Origin of the sequence: uncultured Pedobacter sp., from assembly GCF_913776295.1 — a bacterium.
Lineage (GTDB): Bacteria > Bacteroidota > Bacteroidia > Sphingobacteriales > Sphingobacteriaceae > Pedobacter.
In genome coordinates, this window is sequence record NZ_CAJYOJ010000009.1 from 1 (window position 1) to 24,636 (window position 24,636).

General features: G+C 41.2%; 18 protein-coding genes and 1 tRNA gene. 8 read left to right on the forward strand and 11 right to left on the reverse strand.

Translation table 11 applies throughout. The annotated features are described in order from the left end of the window. Positions 1–112: 112 nt before the first annotated feature. The 3 genes from QZ738_RS01435 to QZ738_RS01445 are packed head-to-tail and all read right to left on the reverse strand — an operon-like array spanning position 113 to position 6,561. Entirely contained in the window at positions 113–1,564 is a 1,452-nt protein-coding gene (locus QZ738_RS01435; RefSeq protein WP_293783448.1) for an AAA family ATPase, read from the reverse strand. Between the two features lie 25 nt (positions 1,565–1,589). Beyond that, entirely contained in the window at positions 1,590–5,324 is a 3,735-nt protein-coding gene (locus QZ738_RS01440; protein ID WP_293783451.1) for an AAA family ATPase, read from the reverse strand. A gap of 1 nt (position 5,325) precedes the next feature. After that, positions 5,326–6,561 (reverse strand): exonuclease SbcCD subunit D C-terminal domain-containing protein, encoded by a 1,236-nt coding sequence (locus QZ738_RS01445; RefSeq protein ID WP_293783454.1) that lies wholly within the window; start codon positions 6,559–6,561, stop codon positions 5,326–5,328. Between the two features lie 552 nt (positions 6,562–7,113). On the opposite strand from QZ738_RS01445, the gene QZ738_RS01450 reads away from it, so the two are divergent. The 3 genes from QZ738_RS01450 (at position 7,114) to QZ738_RS01460 (ending at position 8,113) form a co-directional block, all read left to right on the forward strand. Next, positions 7,114–7,187, forward strand: a tRNA-Arg gene (locus tag QZ738_RS01450). A 508-nt stretch (positions 7,188–7,695) separates the two neighbouring features. Next, positions 7,696–7,839: a hypothetical protein gene (locus QZ738_RS01455; protein ID WP_293783457.1), complete on the forward strand. Its 144-nt coding sequence runs from the start codon at positions 7,696–7,698 to the stop codon at positions 7,837–7,839. After that, on the forward strand, positions 7,820–8,113 hold the full coding sequence (locus QZ738_RS01460) for a hypothetical protein (protein ID WP_293783460.1): 294 nt from the start codon (positions 7,820–7,822) through the stop codon (positions 8,111–8,113). The genes QZ738_RS01455 and QZ738_RS01460 overlap by 20 nt, the downstream gene beginning before the upstream one ends. Positions 8,114–8,486: 373 nt before the next feature. On the opposite strand, the gene QZ738_RS01465 is transcribed toward QZ738_RS01460, so the two are convergent. From QZ738_RS01465 to QZ738_RS01485, 5 genes are all read right to left on the reverse strand, one after another. Then, the gene (locus QZ738_RS01465) at positions 8,487–8,720 is read right to left on the reverse strand and encodes a hypothetical protein (protein WP_293783463.1); all 234 of its coding nucleotides are present in this window, start codon (positions 8,718–8,720) and stop codon (positions 8,487–8,489) included. Between the two features lie 815 nt (positions 8,721–9,535). Next, the gene (uxuA, locus tag QZ738_RS01470) at positions 9,536–10,699 is read right to left on the reverse strand and encodes a mannonate dehydratase (RefSeq protein ID WP_293783466.1); all 1,164 of its coding nucleotides are present in this window, start codon (positions 10,697–10,699) and stop codon (positions 9,536–9,538) included. Between the two features lie 59 nt (positions 10,700–10,758). Continuing rightward, complete coding sequence (locus tag QZ738_RS01475; RefSeq protein ID WP_293783469.1) at positions 10,759–11,583, reverse strand: SDR family oxidoreductase; 825 nt, start codon at positions 11,581–11,583, stop codon at positions 10,759–10,761. A 112-nt stretch (positions 11,584–11,695) separates the two neighbouring features. After that, positions 11,696–12,868, reverse strand: a complete 1,173-nt coding sequence (locus QZ738_RS01480; RefSeq protein ID WP_293783472.1) for a glycoside hydrolase family 88 protein — start codon at positions 12,866–12,868, stop codon at positions 11,696–11,698. A 122-nt stretch (positions 12,869–12,990) separates the two neighbouring features. Beyond that, positions 12,991–14,820, reverse strand: coding sequence for a glycoside hydrolase family 2 protein (locus tag QZ738_RS01485; protein ID WP_293783475.1), 1,830 nt, complete (start codon positions 14,818–14,820; stop codon positions 12,991–12,993). Between the two features lie 252 nt (positions 14,821–15,072). Here QZ738_RS01485 and QZ738_RS01490 point away from each other — a divergent pair, with 252 nt between their 5' ends. Further along, the gene (locus QZ738_RS01490; RefSeq protein ID WP_293783569.1) at positions 15,073–16,095 is read left to right on the forward strand and encodes a LacI family DNA-binding transcriptional regulator; all 1,023 of its coding nucleotides are present in this window, start codon (positions 15,073–15,075) and stop codon (positions 16,093–16,095) included. A 117-nt stretch (positions 16,096–16,212) separates the two neighbouring features. On the opposite strand, the gene QZ738_RS01495 is transcribed toward QZ738_RS01490, so the two are convergent. Next, a complete protein-coding gene (locus QZ738_RS01495) occupies positions 16,213–17,442 on the reverse strand; it encodes an MFS transporter (RefSeq protein ID WP_293783478.1) in 1,230 nt (409 codons plus the stop codon). A gap of 169 nt (positions 17,443–17,611) precedes the next feature. Here QZ738_RS01495 and QZ738_RS01500 point away from each other — a divergent pair, with 169 nt between their 5' ends. Beyond that, positions 17,612–18,055: a MarR family transcriptional regulator gene (locus tag QZ738_RS01500; RefSeq protein WP_293783481.1), complete on the forward strand. Its 444-nt coding sequence runs from the start codon at positions 17,612–17,614 to the stop codon at positions 18,053–18,055. A 229-nt stretch (positions 18,056–18,284) separates the two neighbouring features. Then, on the forward strand, positions 18,285–19,121 hold the full coding sequence (locus QZ738_RS01505; RefSeq protein ID WP_293783484.1) for an MBL fold metallo-hydrolase: 837 nt from the start codon (positions 18,285–18,287) through the stop codon (positions 19,119–19,121). A 590-nt stretch (positions 19,122–19,711) separates the two neighbouring features. Here the strand turns inward: QZ738_RS01505 and QZ738_RS01510 are convergent. Continuing rightward, positions 19,712–20,224, reverse strand: a complete 513-nt coding sequence (locus QZ738_RS01510) for a glutathione peroxidase (protein ID WP_293783487.1) — start codon at positions 20,222–20,224, stop codon at positions 19,712–19,714. Between the two features lie 564 nt (positions 20,225–20,788). On the opposite strand from QZ738_RS01510, the gene topA reads away from it, so the two are divergent. Together topA and QZ738_RS01520 are read left to right on the forward strand one after the other, a co-directional pair. Beyond that, on the forward strand, positions 20,789–23,353 hold the full coding sequence (gene topA / locus QZ738_RS01515; protein WP_293783490.1) for a type I DNA topoisomerase: 2,565 nt from the start codon (positions 20,789–20,791) through the stop codon (positions 23,351–23,353). A 93-nt stretch (positions 23,354–23,446) separates the two neighbouring features. Next, positions 23,447–23,851, forward strand: a complete 405-nt coding sequence (locus tag QZ738_RS01520) for a hypothetical protein (protein ID WP_293783493.1) — start codon at positions 23,447–23,449, stop codon at positions 23,849–23,851. 286 nt (positions 23,852–24,137) lie between these two features. Here the strand turns inward: QZ738_RS01520 and QZ738_RS01525 are convergent, their stop codons facing one another. After that, positions 24,138–24,575 carry a nuclear transport factor 2 family protein gene (locus QZ738_RS01525; RefSeq protein WP_293783496.1) on the reverse strand — a complete coding sequence of 146 codons (438 nt, stop codon included), beginning with the start codon at positions 24,573–24,575 and terminating at the stop codon, positions 24,138–24,140. Between the last annotated feature and the right edge of the window lie 61 nt (positions 24,576–24,636).

Below are 24,636 nucleotides of genomic sequence, written 5' to 3' on the forward strand. Positions count from 1 at the left end.
TTTTTGAATTGTGCTGAACTTTGTATCTTAGCCATAGTAAATTTCTTTCGCAATTAAATTTACTAAACAGCCGCTGCTTTTTAAAGCAACGGCTGTAATTTTTATACCCTTTTTAGTCAGCCCCAGCTTTTCCAATTTCAATCTTCTCATCAAGTTCATCTTTTAGTTTTCCAATATTTTTCACTTCATCTTCGTATTGTATATTCTTCACAAAATCATGAACTTCCTTTAATCTTAGTGCAGTTTTAGAATTGGATTGATCAGTTGCTAATGTGTCTGTGTAGGCATTAGATTCTCTACGGATGCTATCATAAAAATCAAATATCTTTAACAGTCTAGCAGAGACATCATAAGGGGGGATAAACTTGCCTGTTGTTATAATATCGTTAGCTCTAGAATCAAGTTGTTCTTTTAAAGAATTTAATGATTCAATATATTGTCCAAGTATGCGATCTCTTAGTACCGCTAGTCGATTAAGACTATTGTGAAACTTCGAATAAAATTTATTATTTTCAAAAGATAAAATGTCAGATACAGAGAGTATTTCTTGCTGTATTTTATTCAAAAGTATGTCAATTGCTTTACTTAGTTTTTCTGATTCCTCATCAAAATGGCTTTCTAAGGCTGACCATCTTTCATTGGTAATTCTATTTCCGCAAAAAGAACAATCTTCTAATTTATGTTCATGCAGCAATTTCCCTTCCTTAACCCATCTATTTAAAATAGAATTCTTAACCAATTCCTCAATTTTGCCAGATTTTATTAATGATTTATTTATTAGCTGTTCACATTGTGCACTTAATTCTGCAAATTGAAAATTGGGGTTTGATGTTTCCGAAATATTTGCATTAGGCTTTTCGTTTAAAAGATTTAAAAGATCTTGTTGTTTTTCATCATTAATTGGCGTAAAGTTTTCCGATAAGGTTAAAGCAATGTCAGCATCAAGTTTTGCCTTATTATAGTTTTGGTCTCCAAATCTTTCAGGCTTATATTTTATACCAATATCTCTGCTAGTTGCCTTTTGAGTTAATTTGGCATCCAATTGCTTGGATGCTGTATCAAATGCTGATTTTGCTATATTGTAAACTTCGAGCATATTTTTTCGCTCTAAATAAAAACCAGTTGGCGTCTCGTCATCATTCTGACCTAGTTCGTTATTGAGAATCTCTATTTCCTCTTCTATATTAGCATTCCCACCTAATATTGCAAAGGGAACAATACTTTCATCAGCATTAGATATAAATCTTAAATTTTCTTTAACAAAATCTTCATTAAAGACTCTTATTTTTTTATTATGACCTAACAGATTTAATTGATTTATATCTGGTGAGTCAGAAAAAGAAAGTGTGAATTCAGGATTTTCATATTTGTCTGATATTTTGCCGAGTTCAAGCGCTCTAATTATCCTGGACAGTGTTGTTTTGCCTGAATAATTTCTACCATATAAGATATTCACAGTACTACATTCAGTAATTGTACCATGTGTATCTCGCATTGCTGAATCCCAATTGAAATCTTGAAATACAGCAAGATTTTTAATACTCTTGATTTTTTTAATAGCCATATTAAATTAATTTTGTCTTTCATAGTTAAACTCCAATCACTTCCACCTTACTCTTTCCGCTCTGCTGCTTGCTCACTTTAATCTGCACCGGAATCCGTTCGGTCATTTCCTGCACGTGCGAGATCACGCCTACTTTACGGCCCTGGTTGTGGAGGCGTTCGAGGGCATCCATAGCGATGTTGAGGGTAGCGGGATCCAGCGAGCCGAAGCCTTCATCAATAAATAAAGATTCTACTTTCATGCGGCTGGACGAGAGCGAGGCCAATCCTAAGGCCAGGGCCAGCGACACGAGGAAAGATTCTCCACCCGAAAGCGAATAAACCGTACGCACTTCATCGCCCATGTCCTGGTCTACCACCTGGAGGCCCAGTGATGCGGGAATGCGTTCGATCCGGTAACGATTGGTTAAAGCCTGCAAATGGATATTGGCATAACCGAGCAACACATCCAGCGTATATTCCTGGGCAATCTGGCGGAATTTCTTCCCATCGGCCGAACCGATAATCTCGTTGAGCTTGGCCCAGTTTTCGGTGATGGCTGCCTGTGTTGCGATACTTTGCAGCAGGTTGCCGATCCGGTTTTTGTTGGCTTCATCCTGTTGCAACCGGAAGCTGTTTTCGCCTTTTTTATGCTTCTTTTCTTCCACTTCCAACCGCATATTTGTTTGCAGGGTCATCAGTTCTTCGAGTGCTGTTTCCGACTTACTGTTTTCCTGATGACGGTCCAGAGCCTGTTTCCGTTCGGTCAGAATGCTGTTGGCTTTGGTCAGTTCCTCGTCAATGGCCTGCAATACCATCCGTTCATTTTCGATCCAGTCATTTCCTGAAGCCAGTAAGCGGTAAAGGTCTTCCGGGTTTAGGGATTGACCGTTTTTCTGGTTATAATTGTTCAGCCAGTCCTGCATTTGCCCGGAAATTTTTCGGATGGCCGTTTCCAATGTGGCCAGGGCATTCGTGAGTTCCTGCTGCTGGGTCAGGACTTTAATAAGCTCTATGGCGTGCTGGTGTTGCTTGATTTTCACCTGTTCCAAATCCGCCTGTGCTTGGGCAACTGCCTGTTTGAATTGATGTTCCGTCTCATCAGCAGACTGACCGTCGAAGAGCACATTCCGTTGTTGAACCAGATCCAGATACGATTGCTGTTGCGTCAGGTGGATTTCTGTTTTCCTGCCGGCTTCCGTTGCCATATTTTCGGCCTGGCTTTTAAGTTCTTTCAGCGTAGCTTCTAAGGCTGTTTTTTCCCGGGTATAAACTTCCAGTTTTTCGGCATGTTCTTTCCATTGCCGGGCAAAGTGGGTGATGCTTTCCACAAATGCTTCAGGGTTTTCTTTCCACTTGTCTATCCAGCCGGATGCTGTAAAATAAGGCGTAAGAAGCTGTTCAATTTCACTTAGGTGGGCGGTGGCGATTTTCTGTTCGCGTTCAGACTGGCTTTGCTGTTCGTTATAAAGCGACAAGCTGTTTTGAAGGTCTTTGAGTTGTCCGGAAAGCACATCGGTACTTTCTTTGAGCTGATCGATCCCGGTTTTAGCGGTTTCGAGTTCCAGCTTCTGCTCGGCATAGGCTTTTAATTGGGCAGATAAACTGGCTTGTCTCGTTTTAAGGGCTTCTAATTGTGCTGCGATCCAGTCTGCTTTTTCGTGATCGGGAATGTTTTGGCTATTTTTAGCAATGTCAAAGTGCGCCCAGGTCTGTCGCAGTTGATTTAAGGTTGATGCTTTAGACTGTATTTCTTCATTTAGACGCCGGATGTTTTCCTGTAGGGTTGTACATTCCTGTTCCAGGGCATCATGACGGCTGTGGAGGCTCAGATGATGTTGTGTTTTCTCCTGACAGGATTTTTCCAGCTGGGCCAATACTTTTTCCAGCTGCGGATTTTGAATGGCATAAGGATGATGGGTGCTGCCACATACCGGACAAGGTTCATCATCCGCCAGGGCTTCCCTTAACGTTTCTACATTTTCTGCCGATGCCAGACGGGCTTGTTGAAGGAGCTGATCCGCGGTATCGCTTTCTGCTTTTGCTAAGGGGATTTCCTGCTTCAGTTGTTGTAAAATTGCTTGTTTTCCCTGATAATCGGCTTCGTCCTTCATTTGTTGCTGCCCCAGGTTTTCCCACTCCGTTTGGGCATAATGCAAGAGCTGCCATTGTGCCTGTGCCCTGATGCTTTCCTCTACTTTTTGGTCAGTTTCGGTTTTATCGAGGGTTAAAGTGTCAACCGGAATGGAGCGTAACATTTCGGACTTTGCTTCATACGTTTTCCGGGTATCGTCCAGCAATTGAAGCTGTTGTTTCCAGCTGTTCTCAAGGGTTTTCTGCTGTACTTCTGTCGTCTGGATTTTATTTTTTACCTCGACCAATTTTGCCGAGGAAGCTTCTAGGTTCTCCAGGAGTTTTTGCGCATCTTCAAGTTTGGCGAGGATGAGGTCTGTATGTTCAGCAACCGATTTGCGGTGAGCCTGTTCGTTTTGCCACTGCGTAATACTTTCAATCTGTGAAACCAGATCGCTAAAGGTTTGCTGTTTTTCTTTTAAAATATCCTGATGCTGCCGGTTTTGTACGTCCGCTTTTTCAGCGTCTGCTTTCAGCCCGTCCAACTGTTCTTTTTTCTCTCCCAGTAAGGTATCCAGTTTGCGGGCTTGTTCCAATAATGGCAGGGCATCGGCCAGTTTCTGGCTTTGAAGGGAAAGCTGGTGTTCAACCTGTTGAAGCTGTGTTTCCAGGGTTTCTTTTTGCTGCTCTAAGGAAGTGAGAGTTTCTTTTACCGTTGCCAAAGCAGTTGTTTTAGCGGCATGTTGTTCTTGTGACTGCGCTAAAGCATCTGCCCAGCTTCGGGTTTGTTGTGCGTGTTCAACCATACGCAGGTGCTGGCTTCTTGGCAAAGCAGCATTTTTGTTTTCAGATGCCAGCTGTAAAGACATAACGGCTTCATCATGGCCTTGCCGGTATTTGGCCAGCTGCTCGTGCCAGCTGATTCCTGCATTTAACCTTTCCATTTCTTTGTCCAGGTCTGTGATCTGCTTTTCCAGAAGTGCCTGATCTGCGGTTAAGGCTTGCAGTTCCTCATCGCTCAGGGTCACGATGCCTTCTTTACGGACATGGAGATCACGCAGTTGTAATTCTTCTCCCTTGTATTTTTCAAAGATCTTCCGGGAGATTTCGGAATAAATGTGAGTTCCGGTCAATTTTTCAAGCAGGGACGATTTCTCATCCCGGTTGGCTTTCATAAAAGCGGTAAAATCGCCTTGCGCCAGCAATACCGACCGGGTAAACTGTTCGAAATTCAAGCCGACCAATCTTGCGATTTCACTATAGGTTTCTGCTTTTCTTCCCGGAAGATCAACATGGTTAGAGATGTTCTTTAAGGTCACGGCATCCGACTGCATGCTTCCGTCGGCGCGGTTCCGAGCCCGCCGTACACTCCAGGTTGCCCGATAGTTTTGCCCGTCGATTCCCCTGAAATCCACCTCTGCAAATCCGTCTGCTGTACCGTCACGTAAAATACCGCGTACATCGCCCTGGCTCAGGGTGCTGCCCTGAACGTCTTTAATCTCTATACCTGTTTCCCTCGCTTGCAGATATCGCGGTGTTTTACCATATAAGGCCAGGCATAAGGCATCCAGTATGGTCGATTTTCCCGCGCCGGTAGCGCCGGTAATGGCAAAAATACCCGCCGAACATAAGGGTTCTGCCGTAAAATCAATTTCGGTAGTGCCTTCCAGAGACGCTAAATTTTTGATGCGTATGGCTAGTATCTTCATGTTATCCGGCGGTTTGGTTTACTTCGTCTGCAACCTGTTGAAATAATTGCATGATTTCCGATGGTACTCCGCTATGGTATCGGGATTGGTAGACTTTACCGAAAACATCGATCGGCTGTAGTTCATTCAGCTTTTCAGCGGTAATGAGCTCCTGCGCCTCTTTGGTGGAAGCCGGATACTGCGCATCGATTTTGGCTAGCCGTACGGGTTTACCACCCAAGGCCGTTTCTATTTTATGCCGTAAAGCGGGCTCGGGTCCATCGAGCAACACACGCACCTGCAGATAAGGCAGGTTTTCGGGGTTGGAATCGCCTACTGGTAATTGTTCCAAAAGGGAAATGACTTCATGCAAAGGCTGATGCTGATGTGGAATTCTTTGCAATGGCACAGATACCGGAATTTCAATAGCTCTCAGATCGCTGATTTCCTGATCGAGATCAAAAACAATGACCTGATGTTTGTAATGAATTTCGGAAAAAGACATTGGCAAAGGACTGCCGGAATAACGGATGTGTTCTTTTCCGCCAATTTTTTGTGCTTTGTGGATGTGTCCCAAAGCCACATATTTGATATCGGGATGAAAAGCTGTGGCTGAAATGCATTCCACACCGCCCATGATCAGCCTTTCGGTTTTATCCAGATCAGTAATCTCTGCCTGCTGGGTATGCAGATGTCCCATAGCAATAATGGGTTGATTTTCCGTGCTATGTTGTTGAGCATAATCAAAAGCATCCCGATATAAAGCTGCCACGCCTTCGGTATACGGATTGGCGCAGTCGGCAATGGCCGGATAGTCGCCCATACGCAGGAAAGGAATGGCCAGACACAAGGCTTTGATGGTCCCGGCAGCATCGTGTATTTTGATGAGCAATTTTTCATAATCGATATTTCCCACGGCATCTTTTTCTACCACGCCGATAATATGAACATTAGAAGACTCAAGCAATGGTTTGGGTGCTTCCAAACGTGCTGCTGAGTCGTGGTTGCCGGCCGTAATGATAATTTGCAGACCGGGCAGTGCAGTTCTTGCTTCATTTAGAAAACGGTAGAACATCCTCACAGAGGCTGCTGATGGATTGGAGCTATCGAAGATGTCACCACTGATCAGCAGCACCTCAATTTTTTCAGCGACCAAGGTTTCAACCAGCCAATTCAGAAATTGCTGATGTTCGTAGCTTCGGTCATATTCGTGAAACAGCTGACCAATATGCCAGTCTGCAGTGTGTAGAAATTTCATAATAGGGATTTTAATACGCTCAACATTTATCCTATAACTTATAGCATAAAAGCTTAACCAATATTTGGCTAGGCAAATCAAGCAATGCTTAAATAAAGCTGCTTATCGAATTAAATTAGGGGCTTGTATATTTGGTCTTTTCATGATGAGGCGTTGTTGATTAATGCAATTTAATCAATTCTAATTCAGAAACAAAATTTTCAAATCATTTAAACCTCCATATCAATTCTTTTAGTTCTATTAATATTAGATCGAAATTAAGCTAAACAAACAGCATAGCAATAAGGGAAACCTTTAGGTTAGAAAGTTTATTTTTATAATAGGTGGGGTAATTACAAATAAAAAGTATCCTCTATTTGCTATTATTTTTGAATATCGTCGGATAATTGGCTCTTTTGCGATTTAAAACTGATTTAATATCCTTATACATTAATTTTAATTGCTTCTATTTTAACCACTTATTTAAATTAGAAAAAGTACGTTCTAAATAGTTTAAAATATATTTTTACATATTAAACAGAACTTCTATATTTGCAGCTCATTAAAAAATGGGCCTCGGTAGCTCAGTTGGATAGAGCAACGGTTTTCTAAACCGTGGGTCAGGGGTTCGAATCCCTTCCGGGGTACTTAAGATGGCTTTCAGATCAGTTCTGAAAGCCTTTTTTATTTTAGCGTGTTCTACTTCTATTTAGAATTTTACGCACCAGTTTAGCGTTATTTAATTAATTAGAAATTGAAAGGTTTGGTTTGATGGCTTAGACAGAGCACACATACCATTACTTCTGAATATCCGGATTGCAATCTATTTCTTTCTTCTGGCGGGATGGTTTTTAGTTTTGTATAGGCAATGATTTGCTATCCGATATCATCACTGAACTCACTTCTTCCGTCTATACGCCCTAAATCAGTGCCAACAGGGAGGTGTAGGTATGGGATAATGGCCTGATCATAATTTGCAATGGTATTGACTTGGTGATTATGGTATTGGTATGGTTATCCAATAGTTAATCTCTAAGATGCAAACCTAATGACCTGGCTGTTTAACCAAATCAATGAATTTTCAATACAAATAGCGTAGGCATTTTTGAATGTTATTGACCATCCAGATCACCTCTAAACAATTATTAAAACGGTATGTTAAATCTAATTAAAGTTAATGCACAATATGATGAAATACCTGATGATGATACTTTATTGTTTGCTAATCTCTACAGTGGCGAGTTTGGCTGGGGTATTTATTTTACAGACGATGAAGGTAATGGGTACAGCAGACACTGATTTTAGGAACCTCCCTTATGGCATTGCAGTTGGTTTTAATATCTGCCTGGCTCTTGGCACCTTGCCCATATTATTTAACCTTAATGATACGGTAAAGTTTAGCCCGCTAATGAGCGGCTTAAGCTTTTTTCTGCTGCCCTTGATACTGGTATTATTCTCCTTATTGTTGATGTGGGACGAGCCATGGCCGGGAATACTATTTGCGCTTCCTTATTTATCAGTATTAACCATTTTCTTTGTGCGCTTTAGACGCGAACAGCATTTAAAGCAATAGATCACAAATTTTTCCCCCTTCCCTGCTTATGGCTACTCACTATCGCTGAAGCAGGTTTCAGCATTATTGATCAAAATACTGAACCAGCTAACTGATCAATTTAGCTCCTTGTATAGACTTTTTATTGATTCTATGTCCATCACTTCGCACCAGGAACAATAAGTAAGCGTGATTTTTAAAATCTTAAAATGAGATCGGGTCTTGTACTTGCTAAACCCTCAACTATTGGCTCCATAAAGCGATTTAGGTGTACAGCGTGTTCCTGCTAACGGGCAGAAAAAAGCTTTCAGTCTAAAACCGGAAGCTTTTTTTATCAACGATTGGTAGTAAGCGGCGACGGCTCGATCTATAAACCTATAACACAAACCCCAGATTAAGCATCTTCCCCGTTCCACACATCATCATCGGCCTGCCTGATTTCGCTGTGGAATGAACTTACGCTTTTTAATTCTTCATGGTGATAGTTCCGTTCAGGGTTTTCGGGTAAGGTATCGTTTTTATCGCCTGGCACTTGACGCAAGTGTTCAGTTTTTTTTACCTCTGGTAAATCGTTGTGTACAACAGAGGGTTTTAAGATTTTTTTTGTGGGATTGTTGCTGTTTTCCATATCATTAAGGAATCAAATTTCAAGCCACAAACAAAGCTGGTTTTGAAATGGGAGCCATTGGGTGTGTTGTTAAGCTTCAAGGGGCTGGCAGGAGATTCATAAATTTGGCCCACAGCGAAAATTGTACAGATAAATGTGCAGCGATGGTGATCATGTGTAAAAGATCATTCTATTGCATTAAGGGTGATCAACAGAGGAAAGAAATGAATAATAAACAAGCAAATAAACCTTTTATGTTTAGCTGCATAGCGTTATTTGAAATCAAATTATCCTATAAATTGATTTCACGCCGACTCAAACAAATGAGGGAGTGAGCGATCTGTGGTTCGTGACGGTTTGCAGCCCCGCTTGTGCTTATAGTCTGCGCTAGACGGAATGTCGGGGATCCGTGCTATCCGCTCTAACCGGGCTTAGATAAAAAGATTAAATGCCCTGCAAACGCTAATATGGATGCTGCAGAGCAATTTAGCCCCGGCTGGAGTGGTTACCCTGCAGCAACGAGGAACGAGGAAGCGAAGCGTAAAAGCGAAAGACGGGAACACGCTGCCCTGTTTCGCAAAGGCCTTGCGCTCCCAATAAAATCTGATCAAATGCGCCTAAACCGATGATTCTTGACTGTATCGGGATAACAGCAAAAAAAAGCCGCAGGTCTTTCGATTTACGGCTTAAGTTGTTCCATTAAGATTGCCGCATGAGCGAGAATGACGACCTTATTACCGGATTTCCTTTTTGGGATATCACCTGGCAAAATGATGTGTTACTGATATTGACTTTTGTCCATAAATTATCGCGAAGGATAACAAAAAGAAAAAAAATTAATAATTCCCTGTAACCCCGATTTCCAGGCCCCTCAACTCAGCCAGCCCTCTTAAGCGCCCAATGGCCGAGTAACCCGGATTGGTTATTTTAGCCAGGTCATCCAACATCTGGTGGCCGTGATCCGGACGGAAAGGAATGGCCTGATGGCGCAGTGCGTTTTCTGCCGTTAGTGCCTTCATGATCTCGTACATGTTTACATCACCACCTAAATGATCGGCTTCGTAAAAACTACCATCTTCATCCTTTTTAACATTTCGCAAATGTGCAAAATATACCCGTTCTTTAACCGCGTTAAAAATCTCTAAAGTATTATTCCCCATACCGGCACCTAAAGAACCCGTGCAAAAACAAACCCCGTTAAAAGCCTGATCTACACTTTTGATGATGTAATTAAAATCTTCGAGTGTGCTGGCTATTCTGGGCAGACCTAAAATGGCATAAGGCGGATCATCGGGATGGATGGTCATTTTAATCCCTTCTTCGGTACAAACCCCGGCAATTGACGAAAGGAAAAAGCTCAGATTTTCCTTTAAGCCGTGTGTTCCGATGGCTTTGTATTCATTAATACTGTTGCGCAAGGTTTCCAGTTCGATTTCTTTTTCGTTAGGGATGCCCATGAGTACATTGATCCGGAGGTTAACCAGATCCTGTTCGCTCAACGTAGCTAATTTAGTTGCCGCCCGATCTAAAACAGTGGTTGGATAATCTGCTTCTGCCCCTTCCCGTTTCAGAATATAGAGATCAAAAATCGCCAGATCGATCCAGTTGAAATAAAGCGCCTTCGATCCGTCGGCCATTTCGAGATCGAGTTGTGTACGGGTCCAGTCTAACACCGGCATAAAGTTGTAACATACGATCTTGATTCCGCAGGCAGAGAGGTTACGCAAAGAGCTTTTATAATTCTCGATATATTGCCCGGCATCAGCCCTACGCGTTTTTATGGCTTCGTGCACGGGAACACTTTCTACTACCGACCAGGTTAAACCTGCAGCTTCGATAATGGCTTTTCTTTCCCGGATATCTTCCAAAGGCCAAACTTCGCCATGTGGGATATGATGCAATGCGGTTACGATACCGGTAGCACCTGCCTGTTTCACGTCTTGCAGGCTAACCGGATCATTAGGGCCGTACCAACGCCAGGTTTGTTCTAATTTTTTCATTGATATGATTACACTGATTTAAGGGATAACACAGATTATTTTTACAATATAAGTTACATTTAAACACCGGAGAATGCCGTAAATCCACCATCCACTTTAATACTTTCGCCGTTTACAAATTTAGCGGCATCGCTAAGCAGGTAAACCAATGCACCGACTAATTCTTCAGGCGCACCAAATCGTTTAAATGGTGTTTTCGCAATAATGGCCTGCCCCCTGGCCGTTAAAGAGCCATCCTCATGGGTTAACAATGCCCTGTTCTGGTTGGTGATAAAAAAGCCAGGTACTATGGCATTCATCCTGATTTTATCCTGATAACGATTGGCCAGCTCAACCGCCATCCATTTGGTATAACTTTCTACAGCTGCTTTAGCCATCGAATAGCCCAATACCCGGGTGAGCGCCTGGGTGGCAGAAACCGATGATATATTGACAATGCTACCTCCGTTTTTGGCAATTGCCGCCCCAAAAACCTGTGTAGGCATAATGGTTCCGAAGAGGTTTAAATCGAAGGCCTGTTTTAAAGCCGGAATGTTAAGCTCAAAAACATCGCTTCCGGGCTGGATTACGGCCTCCGCCACATTTCCGCCGGCTGCATTTACCAAGGCATCAATACGGCCATAGGTTTTAATGATGATGGCATTTGCCTCGATCAGGTCTTGCTCATTCAACACATCGGCAATAATGTGAATAGCCTGGCCACCAGCTGCAATTACCTCTGCCGCCCTTTTTTTGGCCACTTCTTCGTTTCTTCCAATCACCACAATAGTTGCCCCGGCCGAGCAAAGACCGTTGATGAAGGCCTCGCCCAAAACACCCGTGGCACCGGTAACTACGACTACCTTATTTTCTAATGAAAACAGCCCTTTACTTTCTTTTATCATTTTTTAGATCTTATGTTCCTATATTAATTTTTCACTTCAATCACATACATTTTATTTATTAATTATCAGGTATTTATCATGGTAATCAAAACAACTATTCTCAACCTGAAGCTTATTTTTTGCTCCTCAGCAACGCCTCCAGATAATAATAATCGGCATAATTGATGGGTACATCAATTTCAGATTTTGCCGGACGATGACCTGTGCTATGCGTTAAAATAAAGCCATAGTTGGAGCCCGTTTGATTAATGTATTTTGTGCTAAGTGTGTGTAAGATCTTATCGGCCGCAGCTTTATATTTTTGGCCGTTAGCGCTATATTTTGCCAGTTCATAAAGTGCAGAAGCGGTAATGGCAGCAGCCGATGCATCTCTGGAAGCCCCGGGGATTTTAGGATCATCGTAATCCCAATAAGGAATTCCATCAGCCGGCGTACTGTTATGATTTAAGATAAAACCTGCAACGCCATCGGCCTGGGCTAAATAGGCTTTATTTTTTGTTTCCCGGTAACACATGGTATATCCATATAGTGCCCATGCCTGTCCCCTTGCCCATGCCGATTCGTTTGCATAACCCTGGGCCGTAACTTTCTGCAACACCTTACCGGTTAAGGTATCGTAATCAATCACATGATAGGAACTAAAATCGGGTCTGAAATGGTTTTTCAGCGTGGTATTGGCATGTTTTACCGCAATTTTATAAAAAGAGGAATCGCCGGTTAACCGGGTGGTTTCAAACAAAAGTTCGAGGTTCATCATGTTATCGATAATGACCGGATACTTCCATTTATCGCCATTATGATCCCAGGATTTGATTACTCCTGCCTGAGCATTAAACCGGGTGGCTAGGGATTTTGCTGCCTGAATAATGACGGCTTTATAAGCCGGATTGCCCGTTAAACGGTATCCGTTACCGAACGGACAATAGATCATGAAACCCAGATCGTGTGTGCCGGTATTAAATTGTTCAGGCTTGAGATCTTCCGTATACTTTTCAGCCAGTTTAAGCCATTTTTTATCCCTGGTGTACTGATAGAAGTACCAGAGTTCTGCCGGGAAAAAACCACTGGTCCAGTCTTTGGATCCCACCATTTTAAACTGCCCGTTTTCTACGGTACGTGGGGAAACCAGCTCTGGCTTCATTTTTCTGGCCGAATCTACGTTTCGGATCAATACATCAGTTTGTTTGGCGGCCGACGCAAAAGCCCCGGCCACATCTACCTGCTGTGCCTTTACCATACTGATCGGCCAAACAATTATGGCCAGAAAGATTAATTTGAGCTTCATAGGAAAAACATTAACGGGTTAGAGATAAGCAAATGGCGAGTGGTTTATTTTACCGGTACTTTTTAATCGCATTTACCCTCCAAAAGTTATTCAAAACGGCCTGCTGCAATTTGTTGGAATTACTACTTGTATTTTACCTGCATCTGGTCGTAAAAATCTTTGAGTACAAAAAAGGCTTTCTTTTTCTTACCTGTTTCACTGATTAATCCTTTACGGTTCCAGAAATTCTGATAGATGGGATGCTGTCTTCTTGGGGATCTGAAATCAGTTAAAATCCATGGCGTCATACCACGTAAAGCACCGATTTTGCTCAACATGGTAATCTGGTTTTTATACAAGGCTTCCTGGTATTCTTCGCTCCAGCGGGTATTTTCATCAGCATGGAATCCACCCAGAGCATCACCGCCGAATTCGGAAACCACTACAGGTTTTTTATATTTGATATCAAAATTGTATTTGGTAATTTCAGATGGATTACCGCCCCAGTACCAGCCGGCGTATTCGTTAAAACTCACCAGATCGATTTTTTCGCCCAAAGGATCGTTTAAAACCATGGTATTGCCTTCGCTGTGTACTTCTAAAGCTGCAGCTATCAAACGCGTATCGTCCAAAGCGCGGGCAGCTTCAGCTAAATTGCTCATAAAACTCAAACGGGCATCGCTAAGCGGCGTTTCATTCCCAATCGACCAGACGATTACACTTGCCCTGTTCTTATCGCGGACAATTAGATCAGTCAATTGTTTTTTCGCATTGGCGTAGGTGGCGGGGTTGGTCCAGCTGATGGTCCAGTAAACAGGCACTTCGGCCCAAACCAACAGTCCCATTTCATCAGCAAGGCGGATCATTTCTTCATTATGTGGGTAATGTGCCAGGCGCACATAGTTGCAGTTCAGATCTTTAGCCCATTGCAACATCATGCGCATATCGCCTTCAGAACGTAAACGTCCGGCTAAAATCGGGTTTTCATCATGCAGCGATATGCCCCTTAAAAAAACAGATTTACCATTTAACAGGATGCTATCACCATCTACCTGAATGGTTCTGAACCCGATTTTATCATTGATGTTTTCTTTATCGGTTTTAATATTTACGGCATAAAGTTTTGGTGTTTCAGGCGACCATAAACTTAAATTGTTCCAGGTAAATTCATCTGCAATTTTGCCTTCTCCATCTGTTTTATACTTCTTTTCCAGCTTAAGTTCCGGGATGGAAAGCGTAATTTCCTGTCCGGCACTTGCATCAGCCAGTTTTACCGAAAAACTTAACAGGTTGTTGTTGCCTTTAACCAGCTGAAGTTTGTAGTCACTGATAAAATGATCTGGAAATTCAGCTAAAAAAACATCACGGGTAATACCACCATAATTCCACCAATCGGTATTTACCGTTGGAATTTCATCCTGTTTCCTGACATTGTCAACCTTTAGTATCAGCGAATTTTCACCAGCTTTTAAGTTATTGGTTACCTCAAACTGGAAAGGTGTGAAACCACCTTTATGAACGCCCAGTTTTTTTCCGTTGAGGTAAACATGGGCTTCGTAATTTACTGCCGCAAAATAGACAAAATATTTTTTCCCCTTTTCGGGTTTTGCATCAAACTTTTTACGGAGCCAGACACTACCTTCATAAAGTTCCAGTTTTTCTGATTGCGAGTTCCAATCGCCCGGAACATTCATTTGCGGAGAGTGATTAAAATCATATTCAATCAGTTCTGATTTATCTTTCTGCACTTTATCATCGTAAAAACCGCCTGATCCGGTTTTAGATTGATCATAGGGATTGTGACGATAATCGTAATAACCATTTTCGTAAGGATCGACAATATAATTCCATTTACCATTAAGGCTCTGGATTTTCCTGCCCTGAATGTTCTGTATAGCGGTAACCTGACCGTAACTAAGTGATGAAAGTAGCGAAAAGCAGATTAAAAATACGCTATAGGTTGTTTTTAGCATAACTTAAATTTTAATATGATTAATTGATCGTTTCAAAACTAACAATTAATTGCAAACGGTTTCGCTCTTAATGGCCTTAATTTGAGCAAAATTCTGTTTTTGTAGGATTGGAATCCTGATCGCGAATTTAGAAAAGCTGAACCGATTAAATGGTTTTAAATAGGTTAAAACGCCTTGAAATCCGAAGAAACTACATTTCAAACGTTTGAAATAATTGCATTTTTTCTTAACTATGTACTGAGATTGGAAAAGATGACGAACCACACCCCTGTAACACTGAAATTCCTGGCGGAGAAGTTAAAGATGTCAGTTTCAACAGTATCAAAAGCACTTAATAACTACCCCACCATAAACACTTACACCAAGCAGCGTGTACAGGAAATGGCCCGCGAGCTCCGTTTTACGCCCAATAAATCGGCCATTAATTTAAAGGAAAGAAGATCGTGTATTATTGGTGTGATTTTACCCAACCTGTTAGATCACTTTTTTACCCGGAGCATTTATGGGGTGGAGCAATTTGCCACACAAAACGGGTACAATGTGATTATCAGTCAATCACATGATGAGCTGGAAAAGGAAATCCAATCGGCAAATATGTTGTTAAAAAGCCGCGTTGATGGTTTGATTGTGGCCATTTCAAAACAGACACAAGACTTTGCACACCTTGATCAGTTTGAGCAGATGGGCATTCCGGTAGTGTACTACACCCGCAACCCGAGTTTTAATTTGAGCTGCCATAAGGTATTGGGCAATACTTTTCAGGGTTGCTACCAGGCTACTCAATTTTTGATCGACAGGGGGCATCAGAAAATTGCTTATTTGGGTGGTCCGAAAATGATCAACTTTACACATGATCGCTTTAATGGCTATATCCATGCATTAAAAGATAACCAACTGCCTTTTTCATCAGCATTGGTTGCTTACACCGATTTCGATCAGGAAAATACCATCTCGGCCATCAGAAAATTATTTGCGGATCCGGCAAACAGTCCTACTGCGCTGGTGGCTTTTAAAGAGCCTATCCTTTTTGATGCCTTAAAATACCTGAAAACATCTGATCACCCTCACTTTGATCAGATTGAAAGTATAGGATTTGGGAATAATGCTTTTATCAGTTACCTTGACTCGCCCCCTATCGCCTCTGTTGAAGAGAATCCTGAATCGGTAGGAGAAAATGCCATTAAACTTTTGCTTCGGTTAATCAATCAGGAAATTGATATGTCAAATCATCAGAAAGTGATAGTGGATTGTAAGTTGGTGGTGCATTGCGGTTAGCGTTTTTTGTGCTGTCGGATGTTACGATCTGACTGATTTTTGCTTTATCTTACACCTGATCTTCCCAATAGTGTAAGATGGAAACATCTTACACCACTTAAACGCCATTTAACCATATTAATTCAAAGACATAGCACTTCTGTTCAATTGGTTCCTGTGTTTTTCATTATATACAAATGCCGCAACAATCAATAATCCTGCAACTCCCTCGAAAGCGACCACTACCTGTGTACCAAAAAGATGGGCTAAATACCCCATCAGCAAGCTGCCAATTGGCAACACCCCCTGGTAGGCCATAATATAATAACTCATGGTCCTGCCCCTCATTTCATCATGTGCGTGGGTTTGCAGGTAAGTGTTGATTGATGAATTTTGTGCCATTAAACCCAAAGCAGCTAAACTGGTACAAATTAAAGCCAGAATAAGCGAGGGCGATATGGCCAGTGCCACAACGGAGAGAGCCAGCAAAACACCCGACATGATCACAATTTTCTGCAGATTATGACCTGCTTTTAAGGTAGCCATATAAATGGCCCCGAAAAAAGCACCAAATCCGGCAGCACTTTCAAACCAGCTAAATGTGGTGGCATCTCCGCTGAAAATATCTTTCGCAAAAACAGGCAGCAAAGTGGTAAAAGGAATAACCAGTAAACTTGATGCGGCCATTGTTAATACCATGGCGGCCAGATCAGGAGATGATTTGAGGTAGTCATATCCTTTTTTAAGGTCAAACCAGATATTTTCTGTCGGTTTCTGATGTTCGGTAAGCTTAAGCTTCATCATCACCATGCAAGCCAATACAGCAATAAAACTCACAAAATTGAGGATAAAACAAATATCCTCTCCCAGCGTACTCAAAATTACCCCTGCCAGTGCCGGCCCGATTAACCTGGCTGCATTGAACATCGAAGAGTTGAGTGCAATAGCATTGGGTAAATCTTCCTTATCATCAATTAGATTTACCATTAATGATTGGCGGGCGGTTACATCAAAAGCATTTACCAGCCCCTGAACCAGCGAAAGAACTGCAATCCAGAACATATCGTACACTTTAAACCAGATCATTAATGCCAGCGCGCCAGCCTGCAACATCAGAATGACTTGAGTAAATACCAATACTTTATATTTATTATGCCTGTCTACATAACTCCCTGCATATGGCGCCAGTACCAGCGAAGGGATCAAACTTAAAAAAGTAATCAATCCCAATAAAAAAGCTGAGCCGGTTAAACGGTAAACCAACCAGCTTATGGCAACGCGTTGCATCCATGTGCCAATTAATGAAATGGCCTGGCCTGTAAAAAACAACCTGTAATTATAATGCCTTAGTGAACGGAAAATACTCATGATTAAAATAGTAAAGTAACTTTACAAAAGTACAAAAATTCAAAACAACATTAAAATCGAAAAAGATCACTTTTATCATTCTAAAATCAAAAATTAAACATCAGCAAAGCCACCTTCATTTATGATTAAAAAATAAAGCCTTATATTTGTAAAGTTTATTTACCAAAAGATGTCTACTCAAACCCAGGAGATTGCCGCAAAGTTAAGAAGCACAGTTACCCGCTTAACCAGGGCGTTGCGCAAACAGAACGTCAGTTCAGCATTTAGCAATGCTGAATTATTAACCATGTCGTTGTTGGAGCAACATGGCAAAATGCTGTCGACAGAACTGGCCGACATGGAAAGGGTATCTAAACAGGCCATTTCTCAGGTCATTAACCGTCTTTTTGATGCTAAGTGTGTAGAACGTTTCCCCAGTGAGGAAGATAAGCGAAAAGTTTTTATCGGCTTAACCAAACTTGGCGAAAAACATCTTAACGCCACCAGAAAGATAAAAGAAGAATGGCTGGTACAAACCATGGAAAAAATTTTCTCTTCGGAAGAAATCAATTTGATACAGGCTTTCCTGCCTCTACTTTCGCGCCTGGTAGAACACAGTAGCACAAAAGTATAACAGGGAAATCGCATATAAATTTTCGCTCATTATGCTTCTTCTTTCTCTTCGTGCCCGAGCATGATGTTTGCCACGGAAGCACGAAAAACACGCAAAAAATTTAATTTACTCCGTGATTTCTGTTTTTCAGTGGCTAATTAATTTTTGCAAATGTTTTAAAAGCGATTTCTCTGAAGAGTAGAGTTTTCTTTTTTCCTTCGCCAAATAAGCCGTATCTTGCAACCTTAACATGGCATTATATTTCACCTCCATTAATTCTGGCAGCAATGGCAACTGTTACTATATTGGTAACGATCATGAAGCGGTTCTGGTTGATATCGGCCTGACCTGTAAAGAGGTTGAAATCCGTATGAACCGTTTGGGCCTGTCTATAAGTAAAGTAAAAGCAATCTTTATTTCGCACGAACACAGCGATCATATAAAAGGACTGGCTGTTTTTGCTAAAAAGTATAAACTCCCGGTTTACATCAGTGCGCCAACTTTAAAAAACAGCAGGCTTATTCTCGACGCAAATAACACCTTCTCCCTTAGTCATCAGCAGTATATCCAGATCGGAAGTTTGAAGATAGCTGCTTTTTCTAAATTCCACGATGCCGCAGATCCTTACAGCTTTACGGTTGAATGTAACGAAGTACGTGTTGGTGTTTTTACCGATATCGGTTCGGTATGCGATCGCCTGATTGCACATTTTAAAAATTGCCATGCCGCGTTTTTAGAAGCCAATTATGATGCACAGATGCTGGCAAACGGCAGATACCCATATTTTTTGAAGAGAAGAATAACAAATGGCCATGGCCACCTGAGCAATGCGCAGGCACTGGAACTGTTCATCAATCACAAAGCGCCGTACATGAGTCATTTATTGCTAAGCCATTTATCGAAAGATAATAACGATGCAGCCCTGGTGGAGAGCCTTTTTAAAAAAGTAGCAGGCGATACTTTTATCAAAGTGGCTTCGAGATATGAAGAAACGGAGCTTTATTATGTTGGCGGTGGACAACGTACGCCGGAACCTTATTCTTTTGATCCGGGCCTGTACCAGCCGGCGCAACTTAACCTGTTTTAACAGCTTAAACCCAAAAACACCTGTATTTTTCTATCAATTAGGTTACAGTATGGCCTTTTTAAGCCTATTAACCCGTATTAAATTATTTGATTGATATAAAAATCGGGTTAATTAATTTTTCCGAAAACTATTTACCTAAACAGGCGTTATATATATACTTCATAAATAGTTTGTTTGGTTTATTTGGGGCTTATGGATTTAAGCCCCTTTCTTTTTTCTAAACCCCTAATCATTCGTTAACAATTCCTTAGTTCGATTAATAATATTTTTTTATGTTCTGTACAGATATTCTGCATAAACGGATCATTACCCTGATCCGATACGATCGGATTTATTTCAGGCTCTTCAGATAAAGATGCTGACCAGGGAATAGCTATTAAACCTTTGATAACGGCACAAACAGCTCATAAAATATGACGCGACGAACAGACCAGGCGGGATAAAAAGCAGATACCTTTTGCAAACATTAACCGAACTTCAGTTAATAAACAAAAAAAAGGCAAAATGGCTATTCGCCATTTTACCTCTTCAATTATTTGAAAAATGGAAGATAACACATCTTCCATTTTATATCCTACATTTAAATATTTTTACAGGAATTTAGTAATGGCTTCATCAGTAGGTTTTGTTTTGGAACGGAAACGGTGTACCAACTCTCCTTTTTCATTAATTAAGAATTTCTCAAAATTCCACTTAATATCACCTTGCTCCTCTGTATTGGTTTGAGAAGTTAAATACTTAAACAAGGGACTGATGTCATCGCCTTTAACACTGCTTTTTTGGGCCAGTAAAAATGAGACGTTATATTTTCCGGTACAAAACTCTTTAATTTCTGCATTAGTAGAAAATTCTTGTCCGCCAAAGTTACCTGCCGGGAAACCGATTAATACGACCTTTTGACCATACTGTTTCTGAAGTTTTTCCAGATCTTCATACTGAGGTGTAAAACCACATTTGGATGCGGTATTCACAATCAGGATTTTTTTACCTTTAAATTTAGAAAGTTTAATTTCCTTGCCATCAATGGTTTTGAAGCTGAAATCGTAAACATTTTTCGGTGGCGACACCAATAGGTTTAATAGAATTAAAATTGTGCTGATCATCGTTGTTTTTATTTTAATATACGAATATAGGTACAAATAGTTTTTAAAGGAGTGATTTACCTATAAATTGTGCGATATCCATCCTCAGCACCTTTAAGGTATTCTGGCTATCTCAGTTCGTTTATGCTCAATCATGATTTCTGTAGAGTCGGAAATGAACGGGTAGCAGTTCCCAGGAATTTACCTTCCCGCTATCGCTTATAGTTTTCACCCGACGGAATGTCGCGATCTGGTTTAATGAACAGCAGCCTGTTACGCTTTATCAATTCAGTTTTAGCACAAAGCTATTAAAACCTCAATAGCAGCAGCGGCCAGGCCACCTAAGCCCCACTGGAGCGGAAAACCCGGAGGCCGGCGAACGAGGTTGAGGATTTGAAGCAAAAGGTGGGATCAGGCCTTACCTATCCGGTACTGAAATTGCTTTTCAAAAGAATTAAAACCAGATTAAAATCACTGTAAAACCCGAAAGATTTTATGAGCATTTAAGATTTTTTTTGTATTAAATTCTCCTCAGGTTTGGATTTATGCCCTAATTATAGCTTTATTTGCACAAAAACGTATTTCATGGCCAAAAATTTATTAATCGTCGAGTCACCCGCAAAAGCTAAAACTATAGAAGGCTATCTAGGCAAAGATTTCCTGGTGAAATCTAGCTATGGCCATATCCGTGATTTAGTTAAAGGTGATATGGCGATTGATATCGAAAACAATTTTGCCCAAACCTATGAGGTGCCTGCCGACAAGAAAAACGTGGTTTCCGAATTAAAAAAACTTGCTAAAGAGGCCGAAATGGTATGGTTAGCATCCGATGAGGACCGCGAGGGAGAAGCCATTTCATGGCACCTATTCGAAACATTAGGGCTAAAAGTGGAGAAAACAAAACGCATTGTTTTTCATGAAATTACCAAACCGGCTATTTTAAAGGCAATTGATAGTCCGCGGGGAATTGATTATAACCTGGTAAATGCCCAACAGGCACGGCGTGTACTAGACCGTTTGGTGGGTTTCGAACTATCTCCGGTGTTATGGAAAAAAGTAAAGCCATCTCTTTCTGCGGGCCGGGTACAATCAGTGGCTGTACGTTTGATTGTAGACAGGGAGCGTGAAGTTTTAAATTTTAATGCCACTGCTGCCTACAAAATTACTGCGCAGTTCTCAACGGGCAAGGGAAAAGAAATGGTGAAAGCCGAACTGCCGCAACGCTTCGAAAATGAAGCTGATGCAGAAAAATTTCTTCAGGACTGTGTAAATGCCAGATTCGACATTACCAGTTTAGAAACCAGGCCTGCCAAACGAAATCCCGCAGCTCCATTCACCACCTCTACCCTACAACAGGAAGCTTCCAGAAAATTAGGTTTCTCGGTGGCGAGAACCATGCAGGTGGCCCAGCGATTATATGAAGCCGGTAAGATTACCTATATGAGGACAGACTCGGTAAACCTATCTGAAACAGCTGTTAACGCCGCTGCTGCCGAAATTAAGTCAGCTTATGGTGAAAAATATCATCAGCCAAGGGTATATAAAACCAAATCTGCAGGTGCACAGGAAGCGCACGAAGCGATCCGCCCTACTTATTTCGACCGGCATACGGTAGATGGGGATATCTCAGAGAAACGTTTATACGAGCTGATCTGGAAACGTTCCATTGCCTCTCAGATGAGTGAAGCATTGTTCGAAAAAACAACCGCCCAAATTACTGCTTCAACCAGAAAAGAACATTTGGTTGCCGAAGGAGAAGTATTGAAATTCGATGGATTTTTAAAAGTTTACCTGGAATCGACCGACGAGGAGGAAAATGAAGAAAAAGAAGGCGGTGTCATTTTACCTCCTTTAACAAAAGGGCAGGAACTATTTTTAAAAGAAATGCAGGCCACGGAGCGTTACTCGCGCCCGCCAGCCAGATATACAGAAGCTAGTCTGGTTAAAAAACTCGAAGAATTGGGCATTGGTCGTCCTTCTACCTATGCGCCAACCATTTCTACGGTACAAAACCGTGGCTATGTGGTAAAAGGTGATCGAGATGGCAAGCCACGTAATTTTACGGCCATTGTTTTAGCCGATGGAAAGGTAAAGAAAGAAATCAAATCGGAGATTACCGGTGCTGAAAAATCAAAACTCTTCCCAACCGATATTGGTGAGGTTGTAAACGACTTTTTGGTAGAACATTTTAAGGGAATTGTCGACTTTAACTTCACCGCAAAAGTGGAGAAAGAATTTGATGAAATTGCGCAGGGTTTACAGGAATGGACCAAAATGTTACATTCGTTTTATAACCCTTTTCATACTGAAGTAGAAACGACACTAGAAACTGCAGAACGCGCCACTGGCGAGCGCTTGCTGGGTGTAGATCCGGCAACAGGTAAAAATGTATATACCAAGGTTGGTAAATTTGGTCCGCTGGTACAGATCGGAGAATTGGACGACGAGGAAAAGCCGCGATATGCCAGCTTAATGCGTACGCAATCTGTTGCCACCATAACCTTAGAGGAAGCGCTGGAACTGTTTAAACTTCCTTTCCAGCTTCCTGATTTTGAAGGCAAAGAAGTAATGGTTGGGGTTGGCCGCTTCGGCCCATATGTTAAATGGGGCGAAAGTTTCATTTCTCTTCCTAAAAACGAAGAACCACTATCGGTAACTTACGAACGGGCGGTTGAAATTATCAAAGAAAAAATGGATGCCGATGCGCCTATTGCTTTCTACGAAGGTTTAGGCGTAACAAAAGGAAAAGGCCGCTTTGGTCCGTTTATTAAATGGAACGATCTTTTTATCAATATCCCGGCAAAAGGATATAATTTTGACAATTTAACACAGGAAGATATCAATACCTTAATTGGCAAAAAGTTAGAAAAAGAGGCTAACAGGTATATCAAAACCTGGGATGCCGAAAAAATTTCTATTGAAAACGGCCGTTGGGGACCATTTATCCGTTTTGGCAAACAGATGCTTAAATTACGGAACAACGAGGCAACCAAACAAAAATATACGCCGGAAGAACTGGCCGACATCGATTTGGAAAGCGTTAAGAAAATGATTGTGGAGCAAGTGCCAAATGCTTTCGAAACGAAGAAAAAAGCACCGGTTAAGAAAAAAGCGGCACCGGCAAAAAAGGCTGTAGCGAAGAAAAAATAGGCCGGGATTAAATAATTTTAGGATGGCAGGATGCGCTCATCCTAAAATAAATCATACAATTAACCGATTAAGCAGTTTAAACAGTTAACCCAGTTGAAAGCAGATTTACCAGAAAATACAGTTGAAGATATTGCCATGGCGGTGGTGTTGATGAGTGAAACGCCCGAAATAAAGAACTGGACGGTTTACCTTATTAATCTCAAAAACGAGCCGATAACCAATGTATTGATCAGCTCTAAAGGTTATGGTGAAAAAGAGGGTAAGCAGGTCAAGACTTCCGTATTAAGACACTTTATTGGCCATATGGAAGCCAATTCTTTTGCAGGAGTAGAGTCGATTGATCCCGAAGTATTTGGTTTAACCAACGAATATTGGCTCAGCTATTATATAGGCAGTACCATTTACGATAAAAAATTTATTTTCTTACCTGAAAGCATTATCGATTCCAACCTGATTAAAATACCTTTAGTAAATAAGCCCGGGGTGATGATTAAATAGTTGAGAGTTTGGAGTAGCGAGTTCTGAGTCTCATTCACAGTTTTAAAGTAAAGTTGCTATTTCGAACTATGTCTATATTATAAAATAGAGATGAAATAGGATATGACAATATTCCATCTAAAGCTACAAACGCAAAAACAACAGGACGTATTGTAACATTCTGAATTGTTCTGCGCACAGAACTCATAACGCCAAAACAATACTTCGAACGAACTAACGCGTTTCAACTACCTGGATTGTTCTGCGCCCAGAACTGAAAACTTCAAACTGAAAACTCCAAACTATTTTAAGGTACCTTAACCGCCTGTCTGCCAAGCAACTTCCACCCATCTTTTTCTTTACTCCAGATTAAAAGAATGTATAGATTTACATTCCCTCTAACACCTTTATCATTGGTTTGTGCCATTAGCTTATGTCTGACCAAAGCTGTATTTCCCTGAATAATTATTTTTGGGTCGCCTAAAATAATATCGCCAACAAAATCAGATTCACCGGAAAGCAGCGAATGCATAAATTCATGCTTAGTTTGTACCTTCCCACTGGAGTGGCCATAACTTAAATTATGAAGTAACAATTTATCCAAACCCAAGCTATCGGGATTAACCATTAAGCCAATAAGTTTGTCTACCGCTTTGTCAACTTCTTTTTCTGCGATTGTGTCCTGTGCAAAACAAATAGTTGTAGAAATTAATAAACATGAGAAAATTAGAAGTTTCCTGATCATATCTGGTCATTTAAAGTTGATGTTGTAAACTTATCCAAAAGCCCTTAAATGAGCAACATAT

Bases quoted from the DNA above. Each gene is read 5' to 3' on its own strand.
- QZ738_RS01525 (WP_293783496.1), bottom strand. From the start codon at position 24,575: ATGATCAGGAAACTTCTAATTTTCTCATGTTTATTAATTTCTACAACT.
- QZ738_RS01495 (WP_293783478.1), bottom strand. From the start codon at position 17,442: ATGAGTATTTTCCGTTCACTAAGGCATTATAATTACAGGTTGTTTTTT.
- QZ738_RS01440 (WP_293783451.1), bottom strand. From the start codon at position 5,324: ATGAAGATACTAGCCATACGCATCAAAAATTTAGCGTCTCTGGAAGGC.
- QZ738_RS01485 (WP_293783475.1), bottom strand. From the start codon at position 14,820: ATGCTAAAAACAACCTATAGCGTATTTTTAATCTGCTTTTCGCTACTT.
- QZ738_RS01510 (WP_293783487.1), bottom strand. From the start codon at position 20,224: ATGATCAGCACAATTTTAATTCTATTAAACCTATTGGTGTCGCCACCG.
- QZ738_RS01445 (WP_293783454.1), bottom strand. From the start codon at position 6,561: ATGAAATTTCTACACACTGCAGACTGGCATATTGGTCAGCTGTTTCAC.
- QZ738_RS01460 (WP_293783460.1), top strand. From the start codon at position 7,820: ATGGGTACAGCAGACACTGATTTTAGGAACCTCCCTTATGGCATTGCA.
- QZ738_RS01435 (WP_293783448.1), bottom strand. From the start codon at position 1,564: ATGGCTATTAAAAAAATCAAGAGTATTAAAAATCTTGCTGTATTTCAA.
- QZ738_RS01480 (WP_293783472.1), bottom strand. From the start codon at position 12,868: ATGAAGCTCAAATTAATCTTTCTGGCCATAATTGTTTGGCCGATCAGT.
- uxuA (WP_293783466.1), bottom strand. From the start codon at position 10,699: ATGAAAAAATTAGAACAAACCTGGCGTTGGTACGGCCCTAATGATCCG.
- topA (WP_293783490.1), top strand. From the start codon at position 20,789: ATGGCCAAAAATTTATTAATCGTCGAGTCACCCGCAAAAGCTAAAACT.
- QZ738_RS01475 (WP_293783469.1), bottom strand. From the start codon at position 11,583: ATGATAAAAGAAAGTAAAGGGCTGTTTTCATTAGAAAATAAGGTAGTC.
- QZ738_RS01465 (WP_293783463.1), bottom strand. From the start codon at position 8,720: ATGGAAAACAGCAACAATCCCACAAAAAAAATCTTAAAACCCTCTGTT.
- QZ738_RS01490 (WP_293783569.1), top strand. From the start codon at position 15,073: ATGACGAACCACACCCCTGTAACACTGAAATTCCTGGCGGAGAAGTTA.
- QZ738_RS01500 (WP_293783481.1), top strand. From the start codon at position 17,612: ATGTCTACTCAAACCCAGGAGATTGCCGCAAAGTTAAGAAGCACAGTT.
- QZ738_RS01505 (WP_293783484.1), top strand. From the start codon at position 18,285: ATGGCATTATATTTCACCTCCATTAATTCTGGCAGCAATGGCAACTGT.
- QZ738_RS01455 (WP_293783457.1), top strand. From the start codon at position 7,696: ATGTTAAATCTAATTAAAGTTAATGCACAATATGATGAAATACCTGAT.